This window comes from Pseudomonas imperatae (assembly GCF_057128625.1).
On sequence record NZ_JBSKHP010000004.1, the window covers coordinates 304,586 to 317,378 of the forward strand.

General features: G+C 52.7%; 9 protein-coding genes. 2 read left to right on the forward strand and 7 right to left on the reverse strand.

The features are described from left to right. The first annotated feature begins 124 nt into the window (after positions 1-124). Positions 125-1,093, forward strand: coding sequence for a glycosyltransferase family 2 protein (locus tag ACWKWX_RS07860; protein ID WP_483827418.1), 969 nt, complete (start codon positions 125-127; stop codon positions 1,091-1,093). Positions 1,094-1,101: 8 nt separating this feature from the next. Continuing rightward, positions 1,102-2,001 carry a glycosyltransferase family 2 protein gene (locus ACWKWX_RS07865; RefSeq protein WP_483827419.1) on the forward strand — a complete coding sequence of 300 codons (900 nt, stop codon included), beginning with the start codon at positions 1,102-1,104 and terminating at the stop codon, positions 1,999-2,001. A 44-nt stretch (positions 2,002-2,045) separates the two neighbouring features. Here the strand turns inward: ACWKWX_RS07865 and ACWKWX_RS07870 are convergent, their stop codons facing one another. The 7 genes from ACWKWX_RS07870 to rfbB form a co-directional block, all read right to left on the reverse strand. Next, positions 2,046-2,999 carry an NAD-dependent epimerase/dehydratase family protein gene (locus ACWKWX_RS07870; protein ID WP_475505823.1) on the reverse strand — a complete coding sequence of 318 codons (954 nt, stop codon included), beginning with the start codon at positions 2,997-2,999 and terminating at the stop codon, positions 2,046-2,048. A gap of 15 nt (positions 3,000-3,014) precedes the next feature. Further along, positions 3,015-6,905: a glycosyltransferase gene (locus ACWKWX_RS07875; RefSeq protein ID WP_483827420.1), complete on the reverse strand. Its 3,891-nt coding sequence runs from the start codon at positions 6,903-6,905 to the stop codon at positions 3,015-3,017. 7 nt (positions 6,906-6,912) lie between these two features. Next, positions 6,913-8,316, reverse strand: coding sequence for an ABC transporter ATP-binding protein (locus ACWKWX_RS07880; protein ID WP_483827421.1), 1,404 nt, complete (start codon positions 8,314-8,316; stop codon positions 6,913-6,915). Then, positions 8,306-9,127 carry an ABC transporter permease gene (locus ACWKWX_RS07885; protein ID WP_483827422.1) on the reverse strand — a complete coding sequence of 274 codons (822 nt, stop codon included), beginning with the start codon at positions 9,125-9,127 and terminating at the stop codon, positions 8,306-8,308. The genes ACWKWX_RS07880 and ACWKWX_RS07885 overlap by 11 nt, the downstream gene beginning before the upstream one ends. Positions 9,128-9,385: 258 nt before the next feature. Beyond that, positions 9,386-10,408, reverse strand: a complete 1,023-nt coding sequence (locus ACWKWX_RS07890; RefSeq protein WP_475505827.1) for a glycosyltransferase — start codon at positions 10,406-10,408, stop codon at positions 9,386-9,388. Next, positions 10,365-11,255 carry a glucose-1-phosphate thymidylyltransferase RfbA gene (gene rfbA, locus ACWKWX_RS07895; RefSeq protein ID WP_475505828.1) on the reverse strand — a complete coding sequence of 297 codons (891 nt, stop codon included), beginning with the start codon at positions 11,253-11,255 and terminating at the stop codon, positions 10,365-10,367. Before rfbA ends, ACWKWX_RS07890 begins: the two co-directional genes overlap by 44 nt. Before the next feature lie 105 nt (positions 11,256-11,360). After that, positions 11,361-12,431 (reverse strand): dTDP-glucose 4,6-dehydratase, encoded by a 1,071-nt coding sequence (gene rfbB / locus ACWKWX_RS07900; protein ID WP_483827423.1) that lies wholly within the window; start codon positions 12,429-12,431, stop codon positions 11,361-11,363. Positions 12,432-12,793: the final 362 nt, after the last annotated feature.

A 12,793-nucleotide genomic window follows, 5' to 3' on the forward strand; every position in this document is an offset into this window, starting at 1 on the left:
ATATCATGTGGACACGAACTGCGAAATACGGGCGCCTTCCGCTCAATACGCGCCCCCTATTTAAAGTGAGCATCCCACCTTGCAACATCGTAGGATGTAAAGAGTCAAAGCAAGAGGATTAAAGTTGCAAGATTTTTCTTCCAATGATTCATCACAAAGCACCCACGGAAACGCCCCCCTGGTTGCCATCCTCCTCGCGACCTACAACGGCGAAGCGTTTCTCGCAGCTCAAATCTCCTCACTGATCAACCAGTCACATACAAATTGGGTTATATATGCGTCAGATGACGGCTCCCACGACGGCACGCTAAAAATTCTCAGTGATGCGCAGCGAAATCTAGGGGAGCGCAAATTGGTTATTTTGCGAGGGCCAGGCCAAGGCTTCGTCAGCAACTTTTTATCTCTGTTACAAAACAGAATGATCGATGCCGATTATTTCGCTTTCTGTGACCAAGACGACGTATGGCATCCGGAGCGACTAGAGCGCGGCATCAATTGCCTGCAGGAAAATGCTGATGGACGGCCTGCCCTGTTCTGCTCCCGAAGCCGCCTTGTCGATGCCACTGGTGACGTCGTGGGTTACTCCGCCAACTTTACAACCCCGCCCTCCTTTGCGAATGCGCTGGTGCAAAATATCGCTGGCGGGAACACCATGCTGTTTAACGGCAGGGCGCGGCAACTACTCAGCAACACGGCTTACCAGCATCCACTTATTGCCCATGACTGGTGGTGTTACTTACTGATCACCGGCTGTGGCGGACAGATTCATTTTAGCCCCGACCCGCTAATCGACTATCGGCAGCACGCTAAAAATCTGATCGGCGCAAATGCCAGCGTGAACAACATGTTCAGGCGTTTTAAAAAGATGTTGGGCGGGGATTTTAGCCGATGGAATGAATCAAACATTGCAACACTCCAGGACGCACGCCTACTGCTGAAAGACGAGAACAGCACAGCCCTCGACTGGTTTGATAAAGCTAGAACCGGATCGGTTATCCGTCGTATTTACTGCCTAATTCGCTCAGGCGCACATCGGCAAAGTCTCATTGGGAATACAGCGTTAGCGCTTACTGTCCTGTTCAAAAAGCTTTAGGCGCCGACATGGAAAAATCAGCTCTCCCGACCCAGCGCTTTCCTGGCACCTTATGCGTGATTGTCACCTTCAACCCCAACCTGGACGAGTTGGCCGAAACGCTCCTGTCTCTCGAAGGCCAGGTAAACAAAACGCTTATAATTGATAATCATTCGAATCAAAATTTATCGGAATGGCTAAACGTTTTCGGCAACAGCTTTTCAGTAGACCTGATTGAAATGCAGGGTAATACCGGCCTGGCAAACGCGCAAAACGTCGGCCTCTCCCACGCGCTGAAGCACAAATTCGAGCGTATTCTGTTACTGGATCAAGACAGCAAACCCGAAGCCAACTTTGTTGCCAACCTGCATATCGCGTTGAATCAGCTACAGAAAGACAATGCTGCAGCAGTTGGTCCTACATTTGTTGATCGGCGCCTTAAAAATCACCCTGAAGCCACTACGGAACAAGCTGAGCCTATCCAGCGCGAGTTCTTGATTTCTTCTGGCATGCTTATTGAAACACGTCACCTTCAGCAAGTCGGCCTGATGATGGGTGATTTATTTATTGATCATATTGATCACGAGTGGTGCTTCAGAGCCACCAACAAGGGCTATACGCTATATCAAACATCGACTACCCGCCTCTATCATTCCCTGGGGGATAGAGTCATCCGTCTCTGGCTGCTGCGCGACAGGGAAATATCGATACACTCCGCCGTTAGAAACTATTACAAGGTGCGAAACTCAATTCACTTATTCAGGCTCAAGCATGTACCGTTGCGCTGGAAATTGAAGTTCATGAAACAGGCGGTGGCGGTAGCGCTATTCAGCGTGCTCGTCTCAACAAATCGAGCAGAACGCCTGAAGCTGATTGCCACTTCGGTATCCGATGGCCTGGCGGCACGGTTAGGTGCATTCAGAAAATAAGGCAGGCCAATGGAAGGGAGGCTCCGCCCCCCTTCCGCCCCCCACTACTTCTTAACGACCTTGACCAACTTTTTCGAGTTCTGCCATTCCAACGTTCGACGGATGCCGTTATCGAAAGACACAATTGGTTCAAAGCCGAAACAGCTTCGCGCCTTCGAAATATCCAAAACGTTCGCTTTCAGATCAAATTCTCGCGCAGGGAGGAATTTCACATCCGGCATCGGATCAACCCATTTGGATATTTCCGTTATGACTTCCAGCAGCGACCGTCCTTGGCCAGACCCCAGGTTGAATATCCGCTCCTTCCCTTCGTAACCCATCAGCCCGATGATGCCCCGAATGGCATCATCAATGTAGATATAGTCACGAACATTAGAACCATCTCCCCATATTTCTATAGGGAGCAGATTCCGTGAGCGCTCTATGAAGACCGAGACCGCACCTTGGGCCTTGTTCACATCCTGCCCCGGGCCATAGGGGTTAGCCAATCGAATGATCTTGTACGGCAGCCGGTGAAGCCGCTCGAACAACGCCAGATACTTTTCGATTGCCAGCTTGCTCACCCCATAGGAGCATGTAGGCTCCAAGGGGTGCTCTTCAGGAATTGGAAGAACCTGAGCGTCCCCATAGATGGTTCCACCAGAAGACACGAAGTAGAGACCCTTCAGCCCCAGCGAAACAGCCAACTCCATCACTTGCAGCGAGTTACAGACGTTTGTACTGATGTCCCACGATGGGTCCTTGTTGGAGTTCCCGGGGAGCGATGAGGAGATCAGGTGGAAACAGATATCCGCCCCCTCGAGAATCTCCTTAACGTCCTCGCGATTTTCGTAGTTCCCCATGTGCCAACGAACCTGAGCCATGGCCTCATCGGACAAAATCGTATTCTGAGGCGGGACGTGCCGGGTCAGCGAGCTCACCTCATGCCCTTGCGCAATGAGCGCATTGATCAAGTGGCTGCCAATGAAACCCGTCCCACCCAAGATTGCACATTTCATACCGAATGATCCTGGCTACAGAGACAATTGGTGCAGGAGCTTCTTGGAAAACTCCTGTTCAGAGAAACAATGATCAAACACTTCCTTGCCCGCGCTACCAATTCGGTCCCATTGCGCCGAGGAATTGATGGCTTCTATCAACACTTTAGTGATGGCCGCCGGCTCGTTGCTTGGGACAACAAAGCCCGAATCACGATGGCGAACGTAGGCTGATGTGCCAGTATTGACCGTGCACATCATGGGGACGCCGACGCTCAGCGCATGCAGGGAGACCAGCGGTAATGTGTCATCGCGCGAAGGTACAACCACCATGTCCGTAGAGAACATGAGCTCTACATACGCTTGATAGTCGAGATCACCATGCAGTTCCACATTGGGTAAACTGCTGACGATAGACTGCAGCCCTTCATAGAACGCCTTGTCCAGCACGCGGCCGTAGAACTCAAACTTGCACTTGCGCGCGAGATCAGAAGGTAGCCCCTTAATGGCGACCGCAAGCAAATCCTGCCCTTTCCTTGGCTCGAACGACCCGAACGTCCTGATGACCAGTGGTTCACCTTCTCCAGGTTTCCGCTGGCGGCCCTCGGCCGACTCAAGGCCGGGGAATCCATACTCAACCACCTCGGTATTGCGGTGGTATGTCACGATGGGCGCCGCCGCCAGCTTGCTGCCTGCCCAGATTCTTTCAGGCTTGCGAAGCGCCGCAACGAATTCAGGGTTGGATGCCGCCATTTGGGTGAACAAATTGGTTTCGTGGATATACCAATACACTTCAACCACATCCGCTAATTGATTCACGATAGGGTAGGTCACTACCGTATTGCAGATCAGCTTGTCGAAGTTGCGCGCAAAGTCATATACCGAGGCGTGCTGAGCCAGCATGAGCTCATCCACGATCACCACGACGCCCAACGCTTGAAGCGCCGCGCGAATGGGCCCATCAGTAGGCGACATGACCACGACGAAATGACCTGCCTGAGTCAGCAATTTCGCCAGTTCAAAGACAATGCGTGGCGCGCCACTTTCCGTAAGGTCATGGGAAAACAGCAAAATATCCTTGCCACCCTCTGTTCGCGTTGCGCCTTGAGCGAACACCTCGTAGTACTCCGGAGAGTCATGGAACAACTGCTCCCGCATTGCCTTGGTGTAATAGGGGTCACGAGCCAACAAGCTGGCGAATCGACGCAGGATATAAATATCAGCCTTGTCTTTCTTCTTTGGCGCCTTGACCTTGTCTGCGGCATCTACCGAGGCAAGCGACATATGCCCGATATGCGTCAGGGTGGAGTGCGGCGTGTACACACAGGAGAACCCGAGCTCGCGAACCTTGAAGCACAGATCGACATCGGAATGGTTGATTGGGGCGTTGACGGCGTCAAAGCCCTTCACCTGCTCGAAAATGTCTTTCCTGATGGCCAGGCATGCACCACAGATAAGGGAAACCTCACGAACAGATTGCGCAAAATTATAATGCGCCCCGGTATTTTCTGGCAGGCAGTGGAAGGCCGTACCCAGCAGCCGGCGAACACCTGTCACCATACCCGCGTGCTGAATCGTGTTGCTCTCGTAAACCAGCTTGGGCCCAACGATGCCCACATCCGGCAGCTGCAAGTACTCGACCAGCGACTCGACCCAGTCAGCAGACTGAACGCGTACGTCATCGTTGAAGAAGACCAGGTACTCACCGCTCGCAGCTTTCGCACCTTGGTTGCATTTGTCCGAGAAGCTGTAGGGCAGGTCATAGCGGACAAAGACAATATTTGCATCCGGGTAAACCGGGGCCAGCAAGTCGACGATTCTCGAATTCGTCACGACAAGAATTTCATAGCGCTTCCAGGTCGTCGATTTTTTGATCGACTCGAGGCTATCGCTGATATTTTTTTCGTTGTCGGACGGGATAACGATCGAGACAAGCGCTTCGTTGCCATCAAAGTCAAACTTGAAACGGTTGGCGGTCGGTAGAGCAACCGCCGTCCCCTTCCAGCCCCGACGATCTCCGGCCGCCTGCAACGCACGAATGTTGGAATCCCTTGCGTATGGTTTGCCGCCAGCAGCGCCAGATGTAGCAATTGCACGCCAGCCGTAAAGCACTTCCTCGATATGCTGGATATTCGAGGTTTTTTCGGTTACGCGCAGGGCCAGATCATAGTCCTGGGAAAAATCGAACTCGGAGCGGAACCCACCCACTTCATCAACCAGTGCCTTGCGGTAAGCAGTCAGGTGCCCGGTGTACATGCAATTCAAAAGCAGGTTGGGACTCCAATCCGGCTTGTTGAACACCTCAAGAACAGCACCGCTCTCGTCGATCTTGCATTCATCCGAGTAGAGCATATCCAGCGAAGCGTCATCCCGGATGCCGGAGGCGATCCAATAGAGTGCGTCATTGGTCAGCAGGTCGTCGTTATCCAGCAATGCGACGTAGCTCCCCGTCGCCAGGTTCAATGCGGCATTGGAAGCGCCTGCAATGCCGGCATTGACGTCAAGCGTCACGAACTTTATGCGCGCATCGCGTTTGGCAAACCCGTCGAGCAGTGCGGTGATCTCCGAAGATTGCGAACAGTCATCGGCGATACACAATTCCCAGTTGGTATAGGACTGGTTGAGCACGGACTCAATCGCCTGCTTGAGCAAGTCGACTGGCACTTTGTATACCGGCATGACCAGGCTTACCGTGATACCAAAATCAAACGCCTGGGCAGGACGCTCCGAAAACCGGCGGCTGATTCGCTCCAGGTTGAAGGCCAAACGTGCCTTGAGCACATCGACAGGCGCCGCACGCTGCACATCAGGGGTCAGGAGTTGAGCACGGGCAGCTGCCTCAAGAGAGCGCAGGCCGCCGGACTCCAACGTACTCTGTACACGTTCGAAGAGGTTACGCCAGCCCCCTACGCGATCCTTGGCAATCAATACTTTACGAGCCAGGACCCGTAGCTTCCTGGCTTGTCGAACCTTGTCATTGACCTTGGAAGACAAGCGCCAGGCCTTGGTATTCAAGACGGCATGGATCTCGGAGTTGCGCACATGCAATTCATGCTCAAGCTGCGCAACCCGCTGCCCTAATTGCTGCACCTCCAGCTCTTTGGCGTAGAGGTCGGCGCGCAGCTCATCACTTTCGTTTTTCTGCTGAAAGAGGCGATGGGTCAACGTCGAGTTTTCTGTAGCCGCTTGCCCCACTGCCGCATTCTGGATGTGCAGCGCATCGGAAAGTTTGCGTTCATTGACCGCGCTGAAGCCGAGTTCTTTGTAGAACTCCTTGATGTGGACTGTTTCGGCCGCGGACAGCTGGAAAAGAAACTTGATGTCTTCGGGGATCTGCTTGCCTACGGCAACAACGCCTAGACCATGCGCGTGGTCAAAGCAAAAGGTTGGGTATTGCTTTTCAATTTCTTCGAAAAGCTTCCATACACCGAACCCGTTCTCACGAACATTCACATCGTGAAATATAATGACACCCTGATCGCTCATCAGCGGAAGCCAGGTATCGAAATCGTTCTTCACTGCTTCGTAGCTGTGGAGGCCGTCGATATGCAATAGGTCCACGCTTTTTGGGGAGAAGTACGTAGCTGCCTGGTCAAATGTCTCACGAAGCAAACGCGAAAACGAAGCGTAAGGCACATCGTGGCGCGCACGCAGTTGATCCAGTACATCCTGGCCGTACAGACCAGCGTGCTCGTCACCTTGCCAGGTATCTACCGCATACGCCTTGCAATCCAGCTCACTTTTCTGAATGGCCTGGCAAAATGCGCAGTAGGAGTCGCCATAGTGGGTGCCGAGTTCCACGAAAATACCGGGCTTGAGCTTTTCAATAAGCGAGAAGGCGAACGGAATATGCTCCGCCCAGGCACTTTTGCCCGACAGATAAATAGGGCGCTCAAAGCACATTTTGCCAATATCATTTAAAAGCATATTCTTCTCAACTATGATCGAATTCGGGAACGGCCGTGAGCTTCAACGAGATATCCTGCATGGGGATACCAATAAGCCCGGTGCTTGCACTGGTCGCTTCAGACTTGAAGAACAACGCATCATGAATCCAATGCATTTGAACATGTTCTTCCTGGGTACCCTCAGCCAACGCCACGCAGATGGAATAATCACCTTTTGGCAGGATAGGCATATGGAACGTAAAGTCACAGCGCAGCGCTTCTTCTTCCATTGCCTGGACTGGATGGTCAATATAAGAAAGGAACGTGTTATCGCCAAACAACGTTTGACCCAACCTGTCCTTGATATAAAAACCGACAATCGGAGAGTGCAACTGTTGATGCGTTACAGCAAGAATCGTGATGGTGACCAACTCACCGCCTACCAACCAGAGCAACCTGTCCCCTTCAGCCGTAGTAAAGGAAACATCGACGATTTGAGCGGTCCCCAGCCCGAAGGAACTTGATTCGTGGTTAAATTCAAAAATCTGCAAGTCATTGCGGTGCTGAGTGGTATTGATGAATTCCAACCGCTGATCCTTGACAGCCACCTGCCGTTCTATACGCAACTTTGGCTTGAGCTTTGTCGTTGTTCCCTTCCCTTGTTGCGCTTCATAAAAGGCCTCAAGGTAAAAATCACTGACTACTTTTGGCAACCCTTCCTGAATGACCTTGCCTTTTTCCAGCCAGACCGCGTATGAGCAGAGGTTTTTCACCGATGCTGTATCATGGCTCACGAAAAGAACCGTACCTGTTTTCATGAACTCACGGAGAAAGCGCATGCATTTCTGGGTAAAGAATGCATCCCCGACAGCAAGGGCCTCGTCGATAACCAGTACGTCAGCGTCTACGTGAGCAATTACTGCGAAAGCCAAGCGAACCAACATGCCGCTGGAGTAGGTCTTTGTAGGCTGTTCTACAAAATCGCCGATATCTGCAAACGCGACGATACGCTCGAAGCGTTCGTCGATTTGCTTGACGGTCAGCCCGTAAAGCTGCCCGTTCAGGTATACGTTTTCGCGGCCTGTAAAATCAGGATTGAAGCCTGAGCCCAGCTCCAATAGCGCTGCGACCCGGCCATTGATTTCGGCAGAGCCGTGGGTAGGATTCAGTGTGCCGCAAATGATCTGCAGCAGCGTACTTTTCCCGGAGCCATTGCGGCCAATAATCCCGACTGTCTGTCCTTTTTGCACTTCGAAGCTGATGTCGTGCAACGCCTCGAATTTATTCGAGCATGCAGCGGCACGGGAATCACAGAAACGCCGCAAGCGAGGTACCAGCACGATCTTGGACAGCAGACGGTACATGAACTGCTGAAGACGACGCTGCGGTTTATCATAGGTCTCAAACGTTTTAGAGACGTTCGATACTTTAATTGCGATATCAGAGCACATCAGCAAAACCTATTCTGAGTTTTTGGAACCACGCATAACCGAGCCAGCAGAACACGAGCGAGAAACCAAGGTACGTGAGCCAGGCAAAGGGTTCAATTCCAACACCGAAAACCAGCAGATTCCTAGCCAACTCAATCGGGTAGGTCAAAGGATTGTAGTGCGCGAGAAATTGCCAATGCTCCGGAAAGGAAGTCGCCGGGAAGAATATTGGCGATATGAACATCATCCCCGTTGTAATAAGCCCGACTGTTTGACTGATGTCACGCACAAACACGCCTGTAGCGGACAGCCAGAACATCATTCCAAGAATGAAAATCAGGTAAGGCAGCATACCGATCGGCAAGAGTAGCGCCGTCCAGGGGATGCCACCGGTTTCCACCAGAATAAAGATCAGCAGGATGCAGAAGCTGATTGCAGACTGAAACAGTGCTGACAATATGGAAACCAGCGGTAGTATTTCCAACGGAAATATTATCTTCTTAACGAAGTTCTGATTACCAATGACAATTGAAGGCGACCTGCCTAGGCACTCGCTGAAAAAATTGAATACAATCAGGCCCGCAAACAGGATAACAGGGTACGAAACGGAACTGTTTTCAACCGTCACCCCCCAGCGCGACTTGAAAATATTTGTGAACACAAAGGAAAAAATGGTAAGCATCAGCAGAGGACTAAGGATCGACCACAACAAGCCGAACAAAGATTCCTTATAGCGACTTACCGTCTCCCTCTTGGCCAGATTCAACAACAAATGCCGATGCAGCTTTGCCGATCTAAGCAACTTTAACGGGGATATACTTTGCCTTTCCATTTATTTCAATACACCTTTCTTCAATCCGGCTTCGATGAGTTCAACGAAACGACTTCCGGTCAATCGGTGAAACCGCACATTACTTACCCACCCTGCATGCCCCCGTCCTTGGCCCGCACGCAGAAGCGCCGGAAACCCGTCAGGAAAGCTTATCACGCGTGGTTGTCGGGCGTAAGCAGGCAACAGGCCAGCTAAAATCGAGAGCATCCCAGTCCCACTCCCCATCTGCAATAGCATCAATCTACTCGCTACAGTCATTTATACGATGCTTGACGTACTGATATGCGGTGACACCTTACACCTGACAAAGAACGGCGCAGCCAGGCAAATCATTGCAAACAGTAACTGGTCCCGACGGCGCCTTCGACAGCTGCCTGCCTTGAAGGCAAGCATGAATATCCGAAGCCGGCCCAACCGAACACATCGTCGGGTGAATGAGTCACCACCAGGGGCCGACACGCGCGCCATCAATTGGATCTGAGCAAACCACCACCCCTCCCTTACCCGCGCCAGCCGAGAAAACATTGGAGCCAGGCCAGTGTTGGCGCCCATCACGTTGCCACGGTGCTGCCGATACTCCATTGACGACCACTCATCGATATGCCAGCTGTAGCCATGGCTTCGCGCGAAAGCATATATGCACCAATCGTGCATCGATACAGCCGCAACGAGCTGCTGCTCCTTTGCGACAAAGGCTTGAAGATGAGTTGCCAGGGCCTGGTTCAAAACATAGGTGCAACCCGGCCCTGCTGCCTCGAACAGATAATCCCAGCGAACTTGGGGTTGTGCCTTGTCGATGAGCTTTGCTGTCCCGTCCGACCAAAACGCAGTGACATTACTCGAGTAGGCTTGCACCCCTCTTTCAACCAGCACCTGCACCGCCCTGGCCAGCTTGCCGGCATGCCACAGGTCATCCTGGTCGGCAAAGGCAACGTAATCGGTGCCTTGGAAATCGACGTCTCTGACCAGTCGGAAAAAATTCTGCGAGGCGCCGCCCGAGTTCTCCATGGAAAGGAGAAACACATTCGGGTGCTCGATTGCACATCTGCTGCACCACTCAAATGTGCCGTCGTCGGACTCATCAACACTGATATACAACTGAACGGCAACATCGCGCTGCGCCAGGATCGAAGCCACCTGCGCCTCGATCCATGCCATGCCGTTGTAGGCTGCCAACAACACAGCAACGCTCGGTCGTGCCCGCGACATCAATGTTCCCCCCGGCAGAGCGACTTGATCAAGCAATCGATTCAGCCAGCAGTTTCTGGAGGTATTGACCATATCCTGTCTTCTTCAGACGCTCGGCCTGCTCTGCCAGAGTCTGCGCGCTGATCCAGCCCGCAGTGAACGCAATTTCTTCAAGGCACGCGACCTTCAACCCCTGGCGGTGCTCGATTGTATGCACGAAGTGGCTGGCCTCCAGCAATGACTCATGGGTTCCGGTATCCAACCACGCAAATCCACGGCCCAGCATCTCCACATTGAGCGTTCCGCGCTCCAGATAGGCACGGTTCACATCGGTGATTTCCAACTCGCCGCGCTCGGAAGGCTGGATGCTCTTGGCAATGTCCACCACGGAATTGTCGTAGAAGTACAAGCCTGTCACGGCATAGCTGGATTTGGGGTTGGCCGGTTTTTCCTCGATGCTGAGTGCACGACCAGACTGGTCGAATTCAACCACTCCAAAACGCTCAGGGTCCGAAACATGGTAACCAAAAACGGTTGCGCCTTCGGTTCGAGCGCTTGCTGCAGCGAGGTTGGCCGAGAAATGCTGGCCGTAGAAGATATTGTCACCCAGGATCAGGCAGCATGGATCCTGCCCAATGAACTGCTCGCCAATCAAGAAAGCCTGAGCCAGACCGTCGGGGCTAGGTTGCTCAGCGTAGGTCAGCTCAATGCCGTACTGACTGCCGTCCCCGAGCAATTTGCGAAAGCCTGGAAGATCGTCGGGCGTCGAAATGATCAGGATCTCGCGCATCCCCGCCAGCATCAGCACTGATAGCGGGTAAAAGATCATGGGTTTGTCGAAGACCGGCAGCATTTGTTTTGAAACGCCCAACGTAAGTGGGTGCAGGCGCGTACCAGAACCGCCAGCGAGGATGATGCCTTTACGTGTAGACGTGGTCATTTTTACTTGGCTTCCATTAGCATTGAATTACGCCGCCACACCTCTCCAGTGCGGCGGGGAAGAAATATCGCTGCGCTAGCCCGGGGGACGACTCCGGGCGGCAGGCTACGCCTCGCGGGCAGTGTAGTTGGTGTCGACCCAGCGCTGATATTCACCACTTTTGACGCGCGCCACCCATTGGGGGTTTGCCAGGTACCACTCCACCGTCTTGCGAATGCCGCTCTCGAAAGTTTCTACAGGCGTCCAGCCCAGCTCACGCTGAATTTTGGTAGCGTCAATTGCATAGCGCACATCATGGCCCGGGCGGTCCGTGACGTACGTGATAAGGCTGGCGTGAGGTTTGAACGGCGACTGCGGGCACAGTTCATCCAACAAGGCACACAAGGTACGTACGACCTCAATGTTCTGTTTCTCGTTGTGACCGCCGATATTGTAGGTTTCCCCGACCACACCCTCATTTACTACTTTGTAGAGCGCGCGCGCGTGATCTTCCACGTACAGCCAGTCACGAACCTGGTTACCTTTGCCGTAAACAGGCAGCTGCTTGCCTTCCAGCGCATTGAGGATTACCAGGGGAATCAGCTTTTCCGGGAAATGGCAGGGACCATAGTTGTTGGAGCAATTGGTTATCAGTGTCGGCAAACCGAACGTCCGATTCCAGGCACGCACCAGGTGGTCGGAACTGGCCTTGCTGGCCGAGTAAGGTGAACTCGGCTGATACGGAGTGCTTTCGGTGAACAGATCCTCCGGCCCCTCCAGATCCCCGTAGACCTCATCAGTGGAAATATGATGAAACCTGAACGCGTCCTTGCCGGCCGCCTCCAGGCCATTCCAATACCCGCGAGCTGCTTCAAGGAGCACATAGGTACCGACGATATTGGTCTGAATGAATTCCGCAGGCCCCGTGATAGAACGATCTACATGGGACTCTGCGGCCAAGTGCATGACAACATCAGGCCTATGCTCGCGAAAAACACGCTCTACTGCAATGCTGTCGCAGATATCGACATGCTCGAAAACATAACGTGAATCCTGATCAAAGCCCTGCAATGATTCTAAATTGCCAGCATACGTCAGCTTGTCGACGTTAATAACACTATCATCTGTGTTTTCAATGATATGACGTATGACAGCCGACCCGATGAAGCCAGCACCGCCAGTAACCAGTATTTTCATCTAAAACAGCCATTTGAAGAAGAACAAAAAGTTTTACCAACTCCGCTCGCAGGGGCACGACGCCGCCTATTGACGTATCAAAGCCACTGAAGCTAGAGAGTTATTCCGAGCAGGACTGGAAGCAGGAGCGAAGATTTTCTGCCTCTGGAGACTTGGGGCAGAAACGCTGGGAGGGGAAATGACACACTGGCGCTAGACATCCTTGATCCAACTGGCTCACAGTAAGAAAGGCAAAATAGCATCATTACCGATACAATTCACCCACTCAAACATGAAGAGTTGTTAACTCAGATTTTCCGCCTCTGCGCAAAGCGGAGGTCGGGGCACCGTTAGATTACCCCGACCGAATCTCAGGAGCCTTG